Source organism: Stenotrophomonas sp. NY11291 (genome assembly GCF_023277365.1).
GTDB lineage: Bacteria > Pseudomonadota > Gammaproteobacteria > Xanthomonadales > Xanthomonadaceae > Stenotrophomonas > Stenotrophomonas geniculata.
Map to the genome: position 1 here is coordinate 335704 of NZ_CP096975.1, position 19179 is coordinate 354882.

Sequence of the window (19179 nt, forward strand, 5' to 3'; positions counted from 1 at the left end):
AGCAATAGCATTGCCGGGGTATAGGGGGTGTTACGGCAGGGCGATCAGCGCATCACGAGCTGGCCCTGCTGCTGGCCATTGTTGCGCAGCACGCGTATCACCAGGGTCGGCGGGCGCTGCTGGAAGTTGGCGCGCCAGCTGGCCAGGTCGGCGAATTCGCCCACCGTGGCATCGGTGATGATGTCGCCCTGCTGCAGGCCGTTGCTGGCCGCGCGGCTGCCGCGCTTGACCTCGCTGACCAGCACGCCGCCGACACCGGACTGGCGCAATGACTCGGGCAGGTCGACGAAGGTGGCCCCGGTCAGGCGCGGGTCCAGGCTCTCGCCGGTGACCGCGCGCGCCTGTTCCTTCAACGTTGCCTTGATCTGCAGCGGCTTGCCCTCGCGGCGCACGTCCAGCGTCAATGCGCTGCCGACCGCGGCCAGGCCTTCCACGTTGTGCAGGGCTTCGGCGCTGTCTACACGTTGGCCGTTGGCCGAGACCACCACGTCGCCCGGCTTCAGCCCGGCTGCGGCGGCGGCCGAACCGGCCAGCACGCGCGTGATCAGTGCGCCACGGGTTTCGCCCAGGCCCAGGCCCTGCGCGATCTGCGCGGTCAGGTTCTGGCTTTCCACGCCCAGCGTGCCGCGCACCACCACACCGTGCTTGACCAGCTGGTCGACCACGCTGCGTGCCAGGTTGGAGGGAATCGCCAGGCCCAGGCCGATGTTGCCGGCCATGCTGCCCTGCGGGTTGAAGCTGGCGGTATTGATGCCGACCAGCTGGCCCTGCAGATCGACCAGTGCGCCACCCGAGTTGCCCGGGTTGATCGACGCATCGGTCTGGATGAAGTTCTGGTAGCCCAGCCCGCGGATACCGCTGCGGCCCACCGCCGAGACGATGCCCGAGGTGACCGTCTGGCTGAAGCCGAACGGATTGCCGATGGCCACCACGAAGTCGCCCACGCGCAGCTGGTCGCTGTTGCCGAGCTTGATGTCGGTCAGGTTCTGCGCCGGAATGCGGATCAGCGCGATGTCGGTATCGCGGTCCGAACCGAGGAATTCGGCCTTGACCGTGCGCCCGTCGGCCAGTGTCACCTGTACGTCATCGGCGTTGTCGATGACATGGTGGTTGGTCAGTACCAGGCCCTCCTTGGCGTCGATGATCACGCCCGAGCCCAGCGATTCGTTGATGCGTTCCTGCGGGATGTCCGGGAACAGGCGGCGGAAGAACGGGTCGTTGAAGAAGGGGTTGCGCACGCGCACCACCTGCTTGGTGTTGACGCTGACCACTGCCGGCATGGCCTTCTCCAGCATCGGTGCCAGCGACGGCACCGCCTGTCCGGTTACCGAGGCGGGCAATGCCGCCGTGGTCGGCAGCACCGCTGGCAGCGGCGCGGCATCGGCACGGTTGTCCAGGTGGGCATTGATGCCGGTGGCAACGAAGCCACCGAAGGCGGCGGCGATTGCGAGCGTGAGCAGGGTGGGAAGCGGTCGCATGGGAGTCGGTTCGCTGGCGTGGGTGGGGGCGGTTCGGCCCTACGGTAAAACAAGCTGAATGAGTGTGTCGCGATCTGGATAAATGCGCCATGAAAACCGGCGCCCGGAACGTGGGTCGGCATCGCCATCTGTGGGGCGGTACCGACAGCATAGGGCGTGCTTCTCAACGTGCCGACGTCTGCCGAAGCGCATGTGGATACAGGCCGATACTTGCGCAGTTCTGCGCATCCTGGTGCCGCGATGCGCCATATCGCACGCCTTTCGCTGTATTCGGACTGGTGCACGCAGGCAGCACCTGCCGCTACCCGGATCGTGCGGCGCAGCACTGAAAAAAAGGGGTTTCCTGTCAACCCACTGTGCTCGCGAGGGCGCCCGGCTACACCATTGCCGTCGCATCAGATGCGATTGCGCGCGCGCGCCCCGTTCCACGATCGTCAATGTCGGTATAGCATCGCCCCGTTTTGATACTTAAGGCCCCCAGGAGGGCAACATGAGCAACGGTAATGGTGTGTCGGTCGTGACCGACGCCGTCGAGAACGTCAAAGAAACCGCCACCAACGTTGGCGAGACCATCGCCCACGCTGCCGAAGACGCAGTGAAGTCGGTCAAGAAGACCGTCAAGCGCGCCACCAAGGCTGCCGGTACCCGCGTTGCCAAGGCCAAGAAGGCCGTGGCCAAGGTCGAGAAGACCGTTGCCAAGAAGGCCGAGAAGGCTGCCAAGTCGGTCGGCAAGACTGTTGCCAACGCCAAGAAGAAGCTGGAAGCCGCCAAGAAGAACGCCAAGGCCGAAGCCGCTGCCCTGAAGAAGGAAGTGGCCAAGAAGAAGGCAGCTGCAGGCAAGGCTATGACCAAGAAGGCCGCTGCTGCCAAGAAGACCACCAAGGCCGCCACCAAGGCTGCCGGCAAGAAGGTCGCCACCGTGAAGAAGGCCGCCACCAAGAAGGCTGCCGTCGCGAAGAAGACCGTTGCCAAGAAGACCGCGGCCGCCAAGAAGGTTGTCGGCAAGAAGGTCGCTACCGCCAAGAAGGCCGTGGCCAAGAAGACCGTCGCCGCCAAGAAGGTCGCTGGCAAGAAGGCCGTGGCTGCGAAGAAGGTTGTCGGCAAGAAGGTTGCCGCCACCAAGAAGGTCGCCACCAGGAAGACCGCTGCCGCCAAGAAGGTTGTGGGCAAGAAGGCTGCTGTCGCCAAGAAGGCCGTCGGCAAGAAGACCGCCGCTGCCAAGAAGGTTGTCGGCAAGAAGACCGCCGTTGCCAAGAAGGCAGTTGGCAAGAAGGTTGCCGTCACCCGCAAGACGGTCGCCAAGAAGGCTGCGCCGCTGAAGAAGGTCGCCGCCAAGAAGGCTCCGGCCAGGAAGGCCGTGCGCAAGGTCGCCAAGCGCAAGTAATCGCGCCGTGACCGAAGGCCCTGCCACCCCCGGGGTGGTGGGGCCTTTCGCGTTTCTGGGACGCGGTCTGGGGCAAGATGCAGGTTGTTCCCGCCGGAGCCCCGGGCATGCGTGGTATCGACTTCAGTTCCTGGCAGGGCGTGCTGTCCACCTTGGTCGGCCTGGTCCTGATCACCCTGCTGGGCGTGGGCATCCGCCTGCTGGTGATGCAGACCCTGCAACAGCGCCGCGAGCGCGAGAACCGGCAGATCAACGAACGGCTGCGCACGCTGATGGCGGCCTACAAGACCCTGGGCGGTTCGTTCACCGGCGAACTGGGTGTGGATCCCAGCCATCGCCGTGACCTGCGCCAGCGCGAGGATGCCGAGGGCATCGCCGAGCCCCGTTCGGATCGCGCGCGCCGCATCCGTGATGCCGTTGAAGCGGCGTTGTCGGACATCCTGCTGCTGGGCACCGACGAACAGGTGCGGCTGGCCGCGCGTGCCGCCAATGAACTGGCACAGGGGCGGCCGGTACATACCCACGAACTGGTGGTCTCGCTGCGCGACTTCGTGCGCGAAGCGCTGGATCTGGCGCCGATTCCGGCCGACCTGCAGATACCGCCGCAGGGGCCGACCCGGCCGGGTGGCGCCAGTGGCGGCGGCAAGGGCCGCAACGAGGGCGATGCCAAGGGCGGTCGTGCGGGTGGAGGAGGTGGCGGTGGCGGAATGGGCGCTGGCATGGGGGGTGTCGGCCTCGGCGCCAGCGCCGCTCTGGGCGCCGGCCATGCGTCTGCCAGCGATGAAACGGACGCGCGCTGAGCACGTCCGCCCGGTTCAGCGCGTCAGCTCGTAGAGCGGCACGAAGCCGCCGTAGATCATCCGCGCGCCGTCGAACGGCATCGGATTCTTCGCAGGATCAAACCGCGGGTCTTCCATCATCTTCTTCATGCCGGCGTCGCGGGTCGGCTTGTCCGGCCATTCGATCCAGGAAAACACCACCGTCTCGTCCGGGGTGGCTTTCACTGCGCCGAAGAAGTCGGTGGTCTTGCCGTGCGGCACGTCATCGCCCCAGCACTCGACCACGCGCAGCGCGCCGTATTCGATGAAAACGGGATCTCCTGTGCGTGCGTGGGCGAGGAACTTCTCCTTGTTGGCGGTGGGCACCGCCAGGACGAAACCATCGATGTAGCTCATTGCCTGCCTCCGGATGGACCGTGCCGCATGCACGGCCTTCAAGTACCCGACGAACCAGGGCGTCGTGGATCGACACCCTGTGTGCGCCTGTTCAGCCCGGGCCACCGGGCAGCGGCGCCAGCACCGTATCCGGTGGCTGCTGGCCGGCCAGGTGGCGCACGAAGTAGTCCCACATGCGGTGCGTGTAGGTGGCGTCGTTGCGGAACAGTTCGTGGTCCTGCCGGGCCAGGTACAGCAGGTCGTAGCTGCGCTGGGCCTTGTTCAGGGCGGCGGCCAGCTGCAGGGTCAGCGCCGGTGGCGCGTTCTCGTCCAGTTCGCCATAGACCAGCAGCAGATGCCCGCGCAGGTTGCCGGCCAGTGCCGCATTGTCGAGCCCGGCAAAGGGCGCCGGCACGCCTTCGGCAGTGGGCGTGGCCGGCAGCACCCCACCGAACAGCCGGTCCATGCCGTGCAGGGCGCCGCCGTACATACCCTGGAAATTGTGGCTGCCAGCCGAGGCCACGCCCACCTTGTAGAACGTGGGATAGCGCAGCAGGGCGCGCGCTGCACTATAGCCGCCGAACGAATGCCCGTAGATGCCGACCCGCTCCAGGTCGATGCCCGGGTAGCGTTCGCCCAGCTGGCGCAGCGCAGCCACATGGTCATCCAGCTGCACATCGGCGGCGCGCAGGAAGCTGCTGTCATGGAACGCCTTGTTGCGGCCACCGGTGCCGCGCGCATCGATGCTGACCACCATGAAGCCGAGTTCGGCCAGGCTGGCGCGGGATACCGGATTCAGGGCAGACACCGCCTCGGCGTAGGTCACCGGCGCATTGCTGATGAAGGAACCACCGTACATCGCGTCGATCACCGGGAAGCTGCCATCATCGCGATAGTCGCGGGGCAGGTAGACGGTGGCGAAGATCGGCGTGCGTCCATCGGCGGCCAGCAGCCGTTCGCGCCGTGGTGCGCGCCAGCCGGCAGCAACGATCGCGCTGTCATCGGCTGTTTCCAGCACCATCACTTCACGTCCGTCATCGCTGGCCCGCAGCACGGTGCGTGGTGGCTGGTCGAGACGGGAAACGGTATCCACCAGATACCCACCGCCAGGCGACAGCGCCTGGGGAGCGCGCCCCCCGAACAGCGCGCCGGTACCGGCATCGGCCATGTGGTCGTTGCCATCGGCGGCCAGGCGCTGGATCGGACCGCCCTGCAGCGATACCCGGTACAGGCCGCGCACGTAGGGGTCGCCACCGTCGACGCCACCGGCGCTGAAGTACGCCCAGCCACCCGCAGCGTCCACACCCAGCAGGTCGCGCACCACCCATTTGCCGCGGGTGAGCTGGCGCAGCACCTTGCCATCGGACAGGCGCACCCGGTACAGATGGCCCCAGCCATCGCGCTGCGAGAACCACACGGCGGTGTCCTGCCCGGGCAGGATGGCCACCGCTGGCCGGTTGTAGGAATACACGTTGAGCTGGAGGCGAGTGTCGCTGGCTTCTTCCACAACCGTGCGCAATGCACCGCTGTTGGCATCGATCTCCACCAGGCGCAGCCTGCGCGGCGTGCCGAAGTGCGCGATCACGGCATACAACCGATCGCCGTCCCAACCCAGGATGCCGGCCTCACTGAGCGTGTTCCAGCCCTCGGGCAGCGCGATGTCATGCTGCCTGCCGCTGGGGATATCGATCACATACAGGCTGTCGCATACCTGCTGTGCATCGCCCAGTACCCCCAGCTTCACGGTATGCACGCGCGGCCGCGCGCTGTGGGTCGGGCTGCTTTCCAGATAGGGATAGTCCTGCAGCGCGCGCTCGTCGTAGCGGATGCCGGCTGCGTAACGGCCATCGGGTGACCAGCTCACCGCAAACGGTCGTGCCGGCATCCGGCCCAGACGGCGTGGAATGCCGCGCAGGGTGAAGTCCGGCAGTACGCCATAGCCATGCCCAGCTTCACCGCCCTGGGTCAGTCGCTGCGGCGCCGCTCCAGAGCGCTGCAGCCACAGGTTGTGGTCGCGTACCTGCAGCCAGGCATCACCGCCGGGCGACGGCAGTGCATCAGCCGGCGGCAACGCCTGTTGTGCGGCCGTGCACTGCAGGCGTGGCCATTGGCAGTTGATCTCCGCCTCGCCGTTGAACTGCAGGCGCAGGCCATCATCCAGTACCTGCACGTTGTTCAAGCGCAGGCGTGGCCCGCTGGCACCCAGAGGTGCAACTGCGGCGTCCAGCGCATCGGGTTCGAACAGGATCTGGCGCGTAGCCTGGATTGGATCGACCAGTATCGCCTGGCGCCGGCCCTGTGTGTCTTCGCGTTCGTACCAGAAGCGCCCATCGGCCAGCCACTGGGGCAGGACCGATGCATTGCGCAGCGCACCGCGCAGATGACTGTCATGCACGCGTTCGGCGCGCTGGTAGTCAGCCGCCTGCAGCGCGTGCGCAGCATGGATCGGAAACAGGGAAGCGCAGGCCAGGAGGGCGGCGCGAACAGGCATCAGCAGCGGATCGGAAACGTGCAAGGCAACCTCCTGTTGCAGTCGGTGACGAACCACAAATGCACGCGCGCCGCGCGCGTATGCCAGAGACAGCCTGAATCAAGCCAAAAAATTCAGCAATGCGAAGAACGCTGTTTTCAGGGAGCGTTGTGGCGAATAACGGAGAATTTAAATTCCCGATGCGATGGCGCCCTGGCGCTGCTGCACACCATAAGAAAGTAAAAGGTGTACCCCCATGAAGAATTCGCTGATTGCTCTGGCCCTGGCCGCTGCCCTGCCGTTCACCGCCTCGGCTGCTGAGAACCTGTCGTACAACTACGCCGAAGCCGACTACGCCAAGACCGATATCGACGCGTTCAAGGCCGACGGCTGGGGCGTGAAGGGTTCGTACGGCTTCCTGCCGAACTTCCACGCTTTCGGTGAGTACAGCCGCCAGGAAATCGACCACACCAACATCAAGCTGGACCAGTGGAAGATCGGCGCCGGCTACAACGTTGAAATCGCCCCGACCACCGACTTCGTTGCCCGCGTTGCTTACCAGAAGCGCGACCAGAAGCACGGCCTGGACTTCAACGGCTACAGCGCTGAAGCGGGTATCCGCACCGCCTTCGGTGCCCACGCCGAAGTCTACGGCATGGTCGGCTACGAAGATTTCTCGAAGAAGCACGGCATCAATCCGGAAGGCCAGTGGTACGGTCGCCTGGGTGGCCAGGTCAAGCTGAACCAGAACTGGGGCATCAATGGCGAGCTGAAGATGAACCGCGACGGCGACAAGGAATACACCGTCGGCCCGCGTTTCAGCTGGTAATAGCTACCTCGGCGCGCCTGCGCGCTGACGATGCCTCGACAGGCCCGGCTTATGCCGGGCCTGTTGCGTTTTGACGACCCGAAACCGCAGCTGAGCATATTCCGGGGCCACTGCTGCGTTGCAATAAATTGGATTCCGCTGCTCCCGGCGCGGGCCTACGGTGGGCACTTCGTACCGTCGGATCCATGTGATGCCGCCTGCCGTTCCCGCTCTGCCCCTCGATCGGCCCCTCGATCGGCCCCGCCGCCTGGCAATGCTGGCGCCGCATCCCGTGCTGCGCCTGGGGGTGGAGGTGGTGCTTTGCCAGCACGGTGGCGTGCAGGTCTGTGGCAGCTTCACCCGCGAAGGTGATCTGCTCGATCTGCTGCAGCGCCAGCCGGATGGCATCGACCTGTTGCTGATCGACCTGCTGGCGCCGTGCGGACCCGAACAGGGCCTGGCCCTGTTGCGGCTGTTGTCGCGGCGCTGGCCGCTGCTGCCGGTGCTGGTGCTGTCTGCGCACTGCAATGCCAGCACGGTGACCATGGCGATGCAGGCCGGCGCGCGCGGCTTTCTGTCCAAGGGAACCACGCCGGAGATGCTGCGGCGCGCAGTTGACGTACTGGCGCGTGGCGGCCGCTTCGTGCCCCCGGAGTTGCGCACGCAGTTGAGCCGATCGCGCATGCGGCGCACACCGGCGCCGGTGCTCACGCCCTTGAGCCGACGCGAGCGCGAGGTGCTCCGGCTGGTCCTGCAGGGCTGCACCACCGGGGAGGTGGCGCGGCGCTTCGGGCGCACGGCCAGTACGGTCAGCACGCAGAAGCGGACCGCCTACGAGAAGCTGGGCATCCACAGCGATGGTGAGCTGTTCCGCATCCGGCACCTGCTCGAATGCGGATGAGCGGGCTTACTCGCCCTGGTACTGTTTCTCTTCCACCAGCGCCGAACCGGCCACGCGGTTGATCTCGTTCTTCACCTGCACGCGCTCGCCATTGGTGCCATAGACACCGCGTGCCAGCTGGATGAAGGCATCGTCGAACACCTGGGCCGCTTCCTTGTCGCGCAGCTGGTCCTGGATGTCCCACATGCGCTCGTTGATCGCCTTCAGCTGCTGCTTCAACGCGGCCAGCGCCGGCTGTGCCTGCAGCTGCTGCTGCAGCAACGGCAGCAGGCCGTCCAGCTCGGTGCGCACGTTGCTCAGCTTGGCTGCATCGTCGATGCGCTCGGCCTTGATCTCGAGAATGGTGATCTTGTCGATCAGCTCGCCGATCGATACCGGGGTCAGGATGGCGTCCACGCGGTTGGTTCCTGGAAACAGGGCGCCATGATACCGCGCTGCTGGCATGTGGCCCCGATCCACGGGATTTACGCCGAATTTGCGCCACGGGCCCGGCAGCACCCTCGATCCGTTACGGCCACCGCCTCGACACTGCGTTCCCGGCGGCGTGACCGCCTTCGACGAGGAACACAGTGCAGTGAACAGCAAGGGGATGATGGCGGCGGTGGTGGCCGCCCTGGCAGGGCTGCTCGGGATCGGCAGCGCGCAGGCACAGGTACAGGTCAGTGGCAGTGCGGCGTTGACCAGTGACTACGTGTGGCGTGGCAGCTCGCAGAGCGACGGCGACCCGGCGGTGCAGGCGGGCGCGAAGGTTTCGATCCCATCGGGTTGGTACGCCAGCGTGTGGGGCTCCAACGTTTCGTTCAAGCCGGACAACGGCGCGCGCAGCGAGTTCGACCTGGTGGCGGGCTGGTCCGGTGCGCTGGCCCCGGACTGGACGCTGGATGCCAACCTGACCCGCTATATGTACCCGGGCACCGGCCGCGCGCTGGACTGGACCGAACTCAATACCACCGTGACCTGGAAGCAGCGCGCCTGGTTGCAGGTCGCCCATTCCAGCGATGCATTGGCCGGCGGCCATCGCGGCACCTATGCCCAGTTGGGCGTGCGGGTACCGCTGCACGAGCGGTTCCGCCTGGAGGCGGCGGTGGGCCAGTATTGGCTGGCCACCGCGCAGGGTCCGGATTACCTGCATGGCCAGCTCAGTGCCATCGCCTCGCTGACCCAGGCATGGGAGCTGCGTGCCACCGTGCATGACACTGACAGCGCGGCCAAGCGCCTGTTCCCGGGCAATGCCGGGGGGCGTTGGGAGCTGGCGCTGCAGGGCAGCTTCTAGTTCGACGACACCGCCTGGCGCGCACGCAGCGCGCCGGGCAGCCACAGCAGCAGGGCCAGCACGGCCACCGTGGCACCGGCCACGCAGACGCCGGTCCAGCCGAAGCGCTGGTAGACCTGCGCCGACAACAGCGAACCCAGCGAACCGCCGATGAAGTAGCCGGTCATGTAGCCTGCATTGAGGCGGTTGCGTGCGGCTGGTTGCAGCGCATAGATCAGGTTCTGGTTGCTGACGTGCAGCAGCTGCGCGGCCAGGTCCAGCACCACTACGCCGACCAGCAGCGCCAGCAGCGAGTGTGCCGACAGCCCCAGCGGCAGCCACGAGAGCAGCAACAGCGCCAGCGCGATGGCGGTGGCGCGGCCGGTCTGCCCGCGGTCGGACATGCGGCCGGCCAGGCCAGCCGCCAGCGTGCCGGCGGCGCCGACCAGTCCGAACAGGCCGATGGTGGCGTCGCTGTAGGCGTAGGGCGGTTGTGCCAGCAGGAACGCCAGTGGCGTCCAGAAGATCGCGAACATGGCGAAGCTGCAGGCGCCAAGCAGCGTGCGCTGGCGCAGCACGGGTTCCTGTACGAACAGCACACCGATCGAGCGCAGCAACGCGAAGTAGCCAAGGCCGGCGCTGTGGTGGAAGCGCGGCAGGCCGCGCTGCAGTGCCAGCGCGGTCAGTACCAGGGTGCCGGCGGCGATCGCGTACACCAGACGCCAGTCGCCCAGGCTGGAAAGCAGGCCGGCCACGGTACGTGCCAGCAGGATGCCCAGCAGCAGGCCACTCATCAACGTGCCGACCACGCGACCGCGATGTTCCGGCGCGGCCAGCGTAGCGGCGAACGGCACCAGCACCTGGGCCACCACCGAGAACAGGCCGGTGATCGCGGTGCCCACCAGCAGCCAGGCCAGCGACGGCGCACAGGCACTGATCACCAACCCGCCCGCCGACAGCAGGCTCATTACCACGATCAGGCGACGGCGTTCGAACAGGTCTCCCAGCGGCACCAGCAGGATCAGTCCGGCGGCATAGCTCAGCTGTGCGGCAGTGACCACCATGCCAACCTGGCCGAACGGCACACCGAAGGCATCGGCAATGGTGTGCAGCAGCGGCTGCGCATAGTAGTTGCTGGCCACGGCCACGCCGGTAGCCACTGACATCAGCAGCACCTGCCAGCGGTGCAGAGGGGGGAGGGACGGACTCACGCGGTATTCCACAAAGCGGGGTGCACAGTGTCCGCCTGCTGCGGCCATGATGGAAATGAATCATCATCATCCATGCCATCTGGAAACGAGATAGTTGGATGAATCTCAAGCAGCTCGAGTTTGCCGTCGCCCTGGCCGAAGAGGGCAATTTCACCCGCGCCGCCGAACGCTGCCATGTGGTGCAGTCCGCGTTGAGCCACCAGATTGCCTACCTGGAGCAGGAACTGGGCACGCCCCTGTTCGAGCGCCTGCCGCGACAGGTGCGGGCGACGGCAGCGGGTGAGGCGCTGCTGGTGCACGCACGCCAGGTGCTGGTCAGCCTGCGCCACCTGCGCGCCGACGTGGCCGCGGTCAGTGGCGAGGTGCGTGGTCTGCTGGCGATCGGGCAGATCTCCTCGCTGACCGGCATCGATGTGGTGGCGATGCTGGCTGCCTTCCAGCAGGCGCATCCGCAGGTGGAGTTCCAGCTGCGGGTCGACAAGAGCGAGGACCTGATCGCGCAGGTGCAGTCGCGCGACCTGGATGTGGCGCTGGTCGGGTTGTCACCCTCGGCCGGCCTGGACGGGGTCTGCCACCAGATGCTGCAGGAAGAAGACCTGGTGGCGGTGCTGGCGCCGTCGCACCGCCTGGCCCGGCGCAAGCGGCTGCCATTGACCGAACTGCAGGACGAGGCGCTGGTCGACTTCCCGCGCGGCACCGGTGCGCGGCGGCAGACCGACGATGCGTTCGCTGCCGCCGACCTGCCGCACACGGTGCGCTTCGAGGTCAATCTGATGGAGCTGGTCGAGCGCTTCGTCCGCCATGGGCTGGCGGTCGGCATCGTGCCGGCATTGATCGCCGAAGGCTTTGAAGGCGTGGTGCGGATTCCGCTGCAGCCGACCCCGACCCGCCGCGTGCACCTGGTCTGGCAGCGGCTGCCGACACCGGCGGCGCGGGCGTTCGTCGAGGCCGTGCTCAGCCGCGCAGGCGCAGGCTCAGGCCCTTGAGGAAGTTGCGCAGCATCTGGTCCAGGCAACGGCGGTAATTGGTGTGGCCGGGCTGGCGGAACAGCGCGCCCACTTCCGACTTGGACACGTTGAAACCGGCGCTGGCGAAGATCTCCATCAGATCGACGTCGCGCAGCTGGAACGCCACGCGCAGCTTCTTCAGCACCAGGTTGTTGTCGATGCGGGTTTCCACCGCGCGCTGCGGCTGGCTCTCGTCGCGACCGCGCAGGTGCACGATCAGTCCGTCGAGGAAGTGGGCCAGCGCGCTGTCGCTCATCGCCTCGAAACCGGCTTCGTCCTCGCGGCGCAGCCAGGCCTTCACCTGCTCGGGATCCACGGCGAAGGCCGGGTCGGCCATCTGGCACAAGGTCACCACGTGGTGGTCGCCCAGATCCAGGGAGTAGCGCACGCTGCGCAGGACATCGTTGTTGATCATGGCCCAATTGTACCGGTCACCCCGGCAGGAGGGGCCGGATCCGGCCGATCAGGCAACGCAACCCCCCGCCGACGGTGCCAGAATGGGGGTCTGGTTTTTCCCCCTGGAGTTGCCTGATGACCCGCACTGTCCTGATTACCGGCGCCACGTCCGGCTTCGGCGCCGCCGCCGTCCACCGCTTCGCCCAGGCGGGCTGGAAGGTGATCGCCACCGGCCGCCGCGGAGAACGCCTGCAGCCGCTGGTCGAGCGCTACGGCAAGGACGTGGTGCACGCGGCTGCCTTCGACATCCGCGATCCGGTGGCGATGGAAGCCGCGTTGCTGGCACTGCCGCCGGCCTTCGGCGAGATCGATCTGCTGGTCAACAATGCCGGCTTGGCGCAGGGCACCGCGCCGGCACAGAGCGCCAAGCTGTCGGACTGGACCACGATGATCGACACCAACATCACCGCGCTGGTGACCCTGACCCACCGCCTGCTGCCGCAGCTGGTGGAGCGCAAGGGCGCGATCATCAACATTTCCTCGGTGGCCGGCGTCTACCCGTACCCCGGCGGCAACGCCTACGGTGGCACCAAGGCCTTCGTCAGCCAGTTCTCGCTGGGACTGCGTTCGGACCTGCATGGCACCGGCGTGCGCGTGACCACGATCGAGCCGGGCATGGCCGAAACCGAGTTCACGGTGGTGCGTACCCATGGCGACCAGGCAGCGTCGGACAAGCTCTATACCGGCGCCAACCCGATGACCGCTGAAGACATCGCCGAACAGATCTTCTGGGTGGCCAGCCTGCCGCCGCACCTGAACATCAATCGCCTTGAACTGATGCCGGTCAGCCAGTCCTTCGCCGGTTTCCAGGTCGCCCGCGAAGGCTGACCTGCGTCGCGGGTCCTGTAGAGCCGAGCCTATGCTCGGCTTCGTCTGGATTCAGCCGAGCATGGCTCGACTCCACAGAAACAAAAAAAGCCGGGCAATGCCCGGCTTTTTCGTTCACGGCGGCAGGCTTACTGCGCCTTGATCGCCATCGCCTGCAGGCCGGTGCCATCCAGCTTCTGCTTGGCTTCGGACAACTCGCCGGCACTGCCATACGGCCCCATGCGCACGCGGTACACGGTCTTGCCGTTGATCTGCGCCGATTCCACGCGTGCCGCCAGGCCCATCATCGCCAGCTTGGCCTTGGTCGCTTCGGCATCGCCGGAGGCACCGAACGCACCCGCCTGCAGGATGTAGCGGGCGTTGTCGGCGGCGGCCGGTGCAGCAGCGGCCGGGGTACTGGCCGCGGTCGGCGGGGTTTCCGCGCGCGCTGCCGGAGTGGCGGCGGCGGCGCTGGTCGACGCCGTCGGCGTGCTGGCCGGAGGCGTTGCCGCAGCCGGGCGTTCGCTCAGCGGTGCCGGCAGCGGACGGCTGGTGGCGGTTACCGGTGCGGTGCTGGCCACGCTGGCGGTTGCTGTCGGTGCCGGTGCAGCGGCGGCGGCCGGAACCGGCTTGCCTTCCAAAGCCGCCTGCGCGCGCTGCGCTTCGGCCTTGGCCCGGCGCTGGTCTTCGGCACGCGCGCTGGCGGCCAGTTCGGCGTCGGACATTTCAACTTCCTTGCCCGGCAGCAGGGTGTAGAAGTCGTACTGGGTGGCGGCCGGCTTCTCCGGTTCCGCCGGCTTCGGCGTGGCCGGCTGCGCGGCCGGCTGGGCGCCAACATCGCTGTCGGCATCCGCGACCGGGGCCGGCTGCGCGTTCGGGTTCGGCTGCGGACCGGCGCGAAGGAAGCCATCGCCTTCGCCCTTGAACAGGTTCGGCGCCGCCAGGAACACCACGGCTGCAATCGCCACGCCAGCGACCAGCCACACCCATCCGGGTGTTCCCTGGCTGCTGCTGTTGCGTCGTGCCTGGTTTTTGCCGCGTCGTGCTGCCATGTGTACTGCGTCTCCTGATGCTTACATTTTTTCCGGGGCGCTGACGCCCAGGAGTTCGAGGCCGTTGGCCAGCACCTGGCGCGCGGCGCAGGCCAGGCTCAGCTTGGCGTTGCGGTCGGCGGCGTCATCCACCAGCACCGGCGTCCCGTGATACCACGTGTGGAACGCGTGCGCCAATTCACGCAGGTACTGCGCCACCAGATGCGGTTCCAGCGCCACGCCGGCCGCCTCCACCACTTCCGGGTACCGCGAGATCTCGTTCATCAGCAGCAGCGAAGCGTCGTCGGCCAGGCGGCCGAGGTTGGCCAGGCCGTTGCCCTGTTCGTACACCAGGCCCTTCTCCTGCGCCTGGCGCAGCAGGCTGCAGACGCGGGCGTGCGCGTACTGCACGTAGAACACCGGGTTGTCGTTGCTCTGCTGGCGGGCCAGGTCGATGTCGAAGGTCAGCTGCGAATCGGGCTTGCGCGCGATCAGGAACCAGCGGGTGGCATCACGGCCGGCTTCCTCGATCAGGTCGCGCAGGGTGAAGTAGCTGCCGGCACGCTTGGACAGCTTCACTTCCTCGCCGCCGCGCATGACGGTGACCATCTGGTGCAGCACGTATTCCGGCCAGCCCTGCGGAATGCCCACTTCCATCGCCTGCAGGCCGGCGCGCACGCGCGCCAGCGAGCCGTGGTGGTCGGCACCCAGTTCGGTGATCGCGCGCTCGTAGCCGCGCTGCCACTTGGACAGGTGGTAGGCCACGTCCGGCACGAAGTAGGTGAAGGTGCCGTCGGACTTGCGCATCACGCGGTCCTTGTCGTCACCGAAGTCGGTGCTGCGCAGCCACAGCGCGCCACCTTCTTCATAGGTATGGCCCGACGCCTGCAGCTTGGCCACCGCTTCGGCTACCTTGCCGTCGGCGTACAGCGAGCTTTCCAGGAAATAGATGTCGAAGTCGACGCCGAACGCGGCCAGGTCCAGGTTCTGCTCGTTGCGCAGGTAGGCCACCGCAAACCGGCGGATCGCCTGCATGTCGTCCGGGTCCTTGGCGCCGACCACGGTGCTGCCTTCCAGGTCGACGCTGGCGCCGGCCATGTAGGCGCGGGCGACGTCGGCGATGTATTCGCCGCGGTAGCCACCTTCCGGCCAGCCGTCCTGGTCCGGCGCGATGCCCTTGATCCGCGCCTGGGTGGACAGCGCCAGGTTCTCGATCTGCACGCCGGCGTCGTTGTAGTAGAACTCACGCTTGGCGTTCCAGCCGTTGGCGTCGAGCACACGTGCCACGCAGTCGCCGATCGCCGCCGCGCGGCCATGGCCGACATGCAGCGGGCCGGTCGGGTTGGCCGACACGTACTCCACGCCCACCGTGCGGCCATTGCCGGACAGATTGCGGCCGTAGTCGTGGGCTTCCTTGATGACCGAGGCGGCTTCGCGCTGGTACGCGGCCGGGGCCAGGTGGAAGTTGATGAAGCCGGGGCCGGCGATCTCGACCTTGCTGACGTCCTCGCTGTGCGGCAGCGCCTCGACCAATGCCTGTGCCAGTGCGCGCGGATTGCTGCGCGCGGCCTTGGCCAGCAGCATCGCGGCGTTGGTGGCGAAGTCGCCGTGGTCGCGGGTCTTCGGGCGCTCGACCACGAAGTCCGGCGGCAGGGAGTCGGCGGGCAGGGTGCCATTGGCGCGCAAGGCTTCGATGCCTTGGCTGATCAGGGCGCGGAGGAGATTTTTCACGAGGCCTGCTGTGAGAATGAGCGGCGGAATCGCCCATTTTAGCGCAGATACCCGAGCCCACGCTGACCAGAACATGCCTGTGGGGGCGGCCGATGGCGCCTGAAGGGGCCGTGCTCAGCCGAACAGGCGCGGCTGGGGCGCGGACAGAAGGCCCCGTTCAGCAAATGAAACGGGACGGCCCTCGCCCACCACGAAGTGGTCCAGCAGGCGCACGTCCACCATCGCCAGCGCCTGCTGCAGTTCTTCGGTGATGCGGGTATCGGCGCTGGAGGGTTCCGGGTCGCCGGAAGGGTGGTTGTGGCTGAGGATCACCGCCGCCGCGTTGTGCAGCAGGGCGCGCCGCACCACTTCGCGGGGGTAGACCGGTGCGGCGTTGATGGTGCCGTGGAACAGTTCCTCGCAGGCGATCAGGCGGTGGCGATTGTCCAGGAACAGGGCCATGAAGATCTCCCGTGCCTGCCCCCGCAGGCGGTGCTGCAGATAGCGTCCGACCGCGGCCGGGTTGTTGCCGACCGCTTCGCCGTGTTCCAGCTCGGCGGCCAGGTAGCGGTGGGCCAGTTCCAGCCCAGCAACCAGGGTACAGCTGCGCGCCGGACCCAGCCCGGGCAGGCGCGCCAGCTCCCGTGCGGGGCGATCGAGCAGCACCCGTAACGGGCCATGCGCCTGCAGCAGGTCGCGCGCGGTCTGCACGGCATCGCGGCCACCGAACCCGGAGCCGAGAAACAGGGCCAGCAGCTCGGCGTCGGAAAGTGCCGTGGGCCCGCGCGCGATCAGCTTCTCGCGGGGGCGTTCCTGTTCGGGCCAGTCGTGGATGGGCATGCCTGCATCATCGCCAGCTTCGGCGGCATCTCCCATCGGGGCTTGCCGCGGGCCCGGGTCGGTCGATGCCTCAGTCGCGCCGGGTCTGCAGGTAGTCGAACAGTTCCTGGTTGTTCTGCAGGCCCAGCTTGCGCTTGGCTTCGGCCTTCTGCCGGCTGATGGTCTTCGGGCTGCGCCCACAGCGCTCGGCGACCTGGTTCACGTTGAGACCGGCCGCCAGCAGCTCCAGCACTTCCTGCTCGCGTGCCGACAGCGGCGCCGGCTCGCGCGGAAACAGCAGGTCGCGTGCCTGCAGGTGGTGGCGCAGCTGCTGGGAGACGAATACCTGCCCCGCCATCGCGGCGTTCAGCGCCTGGGGCAGTTCGGCGAAATCGGCGCACTTGTCGACCAGGCCACTGATGCCCTCCCGCAGCAGTCCGTCCAGCAGGCCGGGATGACGGGCGCCGGTCAGCACCACCACCGGCAGGCCAGGGCGGCGCATGCGCAGCGCGTCGATCAGCTCCGGACCGTCCGGGCCGGCACCCGGCATCGAGAGGTCGGTCAGCACCGCATCGCAGTCGTGCTGGTCCACCAGCTCCAGCAGCTGGGCGCCGTCACGCGCACTGCCGACGATGTCCATCAGGTGGGTCTGCAGCACGACACGGATGCCATGCAGGACCACGGGATGGTCGTCGGCGATGATGATGCGTGGATGCACGAGGCTCCTCGAAGGTCGAACAGGCCACGGCGGGCGGCAGCCAATGCCTGATTCTGCAAAAGCACAGAGACGTAGGGGTATAGGAAAGGTCCGAAACTGTTACCGGGTGAATCCCGGGTCAACGCAGGCGGATTCCATCTGCTGATAGCCGCCCGCTATGTGCGCCCTGCACCGGGACATTACCGACCATCGGGTAAGCTAGCGCCCTCGTTTGCACAGGAATTCCAGGTGGCTGACTCCCCCAACGCTTCCCCCGCGCCGGCGCGCGCGCTGGAAGGTCAGAAACTGCTGTTGTGTGTCGGAGGCGGGATCGCGGCGTACAAGGCGCTGGAACTGGTGCGGCGCCTGCGCGACGCCGGTGCCCAGGTGCAGGTGGCGATGACCGCCGGTGCCCAGCAGTTCGTCACTCCGCTCAGTTTCCAGGCCCTGTCCGGGCAGCCGACCCGCACCACGCTGTGGGACAGCGCCGCCGAACAGGCCATGGGTCACATCGAACTGGCCCGCTGGGCCGACCGCATCGTGGTCGCCCCGGGGACCGCCGATCTGCTGGCCCGGCTGGCGCAGGGCCATGCCGATGACCTGGTCAGCACGTTGTGCCTGGCCAGCACCGCGCCGTTGACGATCTGCCCGGCGATGAACCACCGCATGTGGCTGCATCCGGCCACCCAGGCGAACATCGCCCTGCTGCGCCAGCGCGGCGCGCAGGTGATCGGCCCGGTCGACGGTCCGCTGGCCGAGGGCGAATCCGGTCCCGGTCGTCTGGCCGAGCCCGGCGACATCGTCGCCGCGCTGGCCGCCAATGGCAGTACCACGGCGGCGGCTGCCGCACCGGAAACCCGCGCGCTGCAGGGCCTGCGCCTGCTGATCAGCGCTGGCCCGACCTATGAAGACATCGATCCGGTGCGCTACGTCGGCAACCGCAGCAGCGGCAAGATGGGCTTTGCCCTGGCCGCGGCCGCCGCGACGATGGGCGCCCAGGTGGTGCTGGTCAGCGGCCCGGTGCAGCTGCCGACGCCGCCCGGCGTGCAGCGCGTGGACGTGCGCTCGGCCGCGCAGATGCGCGATGCCGTGCTGAAGTCGCTGCCGGCCGACATCTATATCGGTGCCGCCGCGGTGTCCGACTACACTCCGCGCCAAGTGGCTGCGCAGAAGCTGAAGAAGACCGCCGACAGCCAGTCGCTGGTGATCGAGCTGGTGCGCACGCCGGACATCCTGGCCGAAGTCGCCGCGCAGACGCAGTCGCTGAAGCTGGTGGTCGGCTTTGCCGCCGAAACCCACGACGTGGAGAAGTACGCACGCGGCAAGCTGGTCGACAAGCGCCTGGACCTGGTGATCGCCAATCAGGTCGGCATCAGCGGCGGCGGTTTCGAGAGCGACAACAACGCCGCCACTGCCTTCTGGCAGGACGGTGAACAGGTATTCCCGGCCACCTCCAAGCGCGAGCTGGCCGAACAACTGCTGGCGCTGATCGCGCGGAGACTCCAGGCATGACCCAGGCTTTCACTTCCCAACCGCTGCAGGTCAAGCTGCTCGATCCGCGCTTCGGCGACAGCTGGCCGCTGCCGGCCTACGCCACCGAAGCCAGCGCCGGCATGGACCTGCGCGCGGCGCTGGATACCGCGCTGACCCTGCAGCCGGGCGACACCGCGCTGGTGCCCAGCGGCCTGGCCATCCATATCGCCGATCCGCACCTGTGCGCGGTGATCCTGCCGCGTTCCGGGCTGGGTCACCGCCACGGCATCGTGCTCGGCAACGGCACCGGCCTGATCGACGCCGATTACCAGGGCCCGCTGCTGATCAGCGTCTGGAACCGTGGCCGCGAGGCCTTCACCATCGAGCCGGGCGATCGCATCGCGCAGCTGGTGGTCGTGCCGATTGCCCGCGTCAGCCTGCAGGTGGTGGATACTTTCACCGACAGCGTGCGGGGAACGGGTGGATTCGGCCATACCGGGGTGCGTTGACAGGGGACATCG

The 19179-nt window shown here is 67.4% G+C and carries 19 protein-coding genes; 9 read left to right on the forward strand and 10 right to left on the reverse strand.

Features of this window, described 5'->3' with window-relative positions:
* Positions 1–44: 44 nt before the first annotated feature.
* A complete protein-coding gene (locus M1L61_RS01515) occupies positions 45–1478 on the reverse strand; it encodes a Do family serine endopeptidase (RefSeq protein ID WP_043401765.1) in 1434 nt (477 codons plus the stop codon).
* A 490-nt stretch (positions 1479–1968) separates the two neighbouring features.
* Here M1L61_RS01515 and M1L61_RS01520 point away from each other — a divergent pair, with 490 nt between their 5' ends.
* Together M1L61_RS01520 and M1L61_RS01525 are read left to right on the forward strand one after the other, a co-directional pair.
* The gene (locus M1L61_RS01520; protein WP_248854226.1) at positions 1969–2862 is read left to right on the forward strand and encodes a histone; all 894 of its coding nucleotides are present in this window, start codon (positions 1969–1971) and stop codon (positions 2860–2862) included.
* Between the two features lie 107 nt (positions 2863–2969).
* The gene (locus tag M1L61_RS01525; protein WP_248854227.1) at positions 2970–3662 is read left to right on the forward strand and encodes a hypothetical protein; all 693 of its coding nucleotides are present in this window, start codon (positions 2970–2972) and stop codon (positions 3660–3662) included.
* A 15-nt stretch (positions 3663–3677) separates the two neighbouring features.
* On the opposite strand, the gene M1L61_RS01530 is transcribed toward M1L61_RS01525, so the two are convergent.
* Positions 3678–4037: a DUF1428 domain-containing protein gene (locus tag M1L61_RS01530; RefSeq protein ID WP_049455507.1), complete on the reverse strand. Its 360-nt coding sequence runs from the start codon at positions 4035–4037 to the stop codon at positions 3678–3680.
* A gap of 91 nt (positions 4038–4128) precedes the next feature.
* Positions 4129–6531: a DPP IV N-terminal domain-containing protein gene (locus M1L61_RS01535; protein WP_248854228.1), complete on the reverse strand. Its 2403-nt coding sequence runs from the start codon at positions 6529–6531 to the stop codon at positions 4129–4131.
* Between the two features lie 211 nt (positions 6532–6742).
* On the opposite strand from M1L61_RS01535, the gene M1L61_RS01540 reads away from it, so the two are divergent.
* Both M1L61_RS01540 and M1L61_RS01545 read left to right on the forward strand, forming a co-directional pair.
* Entirely contained in the window at positions 6743–7315 is a 573-nt protein-coding gene (locus M1L61_RS01540; RefSeq protein WP_010486919.1) for an Ax21 family protein, read from the forward strand.
* A 190-nt stretch (positions 7316–7505) separates the two neighbouring features.
* Entirely contained in the window at positions 7506–8195 is a 690-nt protein-coding gene (locus M1L61_RS01545) for a response regulator transcription factor (protein ID WP_019337639.1), read from the forward strand.
* Positions 8196–8201: 6 nt separating this feature from the next.
* On the opposite strand, the gene M1L61_RS01550 is transcribed toward M1L61_RS01545, so the two are convergent.
* The gene (locus M1L61_RS01550; RefSeq protein ID WP_080398841.1) at positions 8202–8591 is read right to left on the reverse strand and encodes a DUF6165 family protein; all 390 of its coding nucleotides are present in this window, start codon (positions 8589–8591) and stop codon (positions 8202–8204) included.
* Positions 8592–8769: 178 nt separating this feature from the next.
* Here M1L61_RS01550 and M1L61_RS01555 point away from each other — a divergent pair, with 178 nt between their 5' ends.
* Complete coding sequence (locus tag M1L61_RS01555; protein WP_053443780.1) at positions 8770–9468, forward strand: TorF family putative porin; 699 nt, start codon at positions 8770–8772, stop codon at positions 9466–9468.
* Here M1L61_RS01555 and M1L61_RS01560 read toward each other — a convergent pair.
* The gene (locus M1L61_RS01560) at positions 9465–10613 is read right to left on the reverse strand and encodes an MFS transporter (RefSeq protein WP_345779133.1); all 1149 of its coding nucleotides are present in this window, start codon (positions 10611–10613) and stop codon (positions 9465–9467) included. The genes M1L61_RS01555 and M1L61_RS01560 overlap by 4 nt on opposite strands.
* 143 nt (positions 10614–10756) lie before the next feature.
* On the opposite strand from M1L61_RS01560, the gene M1L61_RS01565 reads away from it, so the two are divergent.
* Entirely contained in the window at positions 10757–11644 is an 888-nt protein-coding gene (locus M1L61_RS01565) for a LysR family transcriptional regulator (protein WP_197654751.1), read from the forward strand.
* Here M1L61_RS01565 and M1L61_RS01570 read toward each other — a convergent pair.
* Positions 11613–12080 (reverse strand): DUF1456 family protein, encoded by a 468-nt coding sequence (locus M1L61_RS01570; RefSeq protein WP_005411992.1) that lies wholly within the window; start codon positions 12078–12080, stop codon positions 11613–11615. The genes M1L61_RS01565 and M1L61_RS01570 overlap by 32 nt on opposite strands.
* Before the next feature lie 116 nt (positions 12081–12196).
* Here M1L61_RS01570 and M1L61_RS01575 point away from each other — a divergent pair, with 116 nt between their 5' ends.
* Positions 12197–12949 carry an SDR family NAD(P)-dependent oxidoreductase gene (locus M1L61_RS01575; protein ID WP_019337645.1) on the forward strand — a complete coding sequence of 251 codons (753 nt, stop codon included), beginning with the start codon at positions 12197–12199 and terminating at the stop codon, positions 12947–12949.
* Between the two features lie 128 nt (positions 12950–13077).
* Here M1L61_RS01575 and M1L61_RS01580 read toward each other — a convergent pair whose 3' ends face one another.
* From M1L61_RS01580 to M1L61_RS01595, 4 genes are all read right to left on the reverse strand, one after another.
* Entirely contained in the window at positions 13078–13980 is a 903-nt protein-coding gene (locus M1L61_RS01580; RefSeq protein ID WP_010486901.1) for an SPOR domain-containing protein, read from the reverse strand.
* 21 nt (positions 13981–14001) lie between these two features.
* Complete coding sequence (gene argS, locus M1L61_RS01585) at positions 14002–15690, reverse strand: arginine--tRNA ligase (RefSeq protein ID WP_248854230.1); 1689 nt, start codon at positions 15688–15690, stop codon at positions 14002–14004.
* A gap of 114 nt (positions 15691–15804) precedes the next feature.
* Entirely contained in the window at positions 15805–16509 is a 705-nt protein-coding gene (gene radC / locus M1L61_RS01590) for a DNA repair protein RadC (protein WP_248854231.1), read from the reverse strand.
* Positions 16510–16579: 70 nt separating this feature from the next.
* Positions 16580–17206, reverse strand: coding sequence for a response regulator transcription factor (locus M1L61_RS01595; protein WP_019338987.1), 627 nt, complete (start codon positions 17204–17206; stop codon positions 16580–16582).
* A gap of 228 nt (positions 17207–17434) precedes the next feature.
* Between M1L61_RS01595 and coaBC the strand changes: the two genes are divergently transcribed.
* The gene (gene coaBC / locus M1L61_RS01600; RefSeq protein ID WP_010486895.1) at positions 17435–18697 is read left to right on the forward strand and encodes a bifunctional phosphopantothenoylcysteine decarboxylase/phosphopantothenate--cysteine ligase CoaBC; all 1263 of its coding nucleotides are present in this window, start codon (positions 17435–17437) and stop codon (positions 18695–18697) included.
* A complete protein-coding gene (dut, locus tag M1L61_RS01605) occupies positions 18694–19167 on the forward strand; it encodes a dUTP diphosphatase (protein ID WP_005411999.1) in 474 nt (157 codons plus the stop codon). Before coaBC ends, dut begins: the two co-directional genes overlap by 4 nt.
* Positions 19168–19179 lie beyond the last annotated feature (12 nt).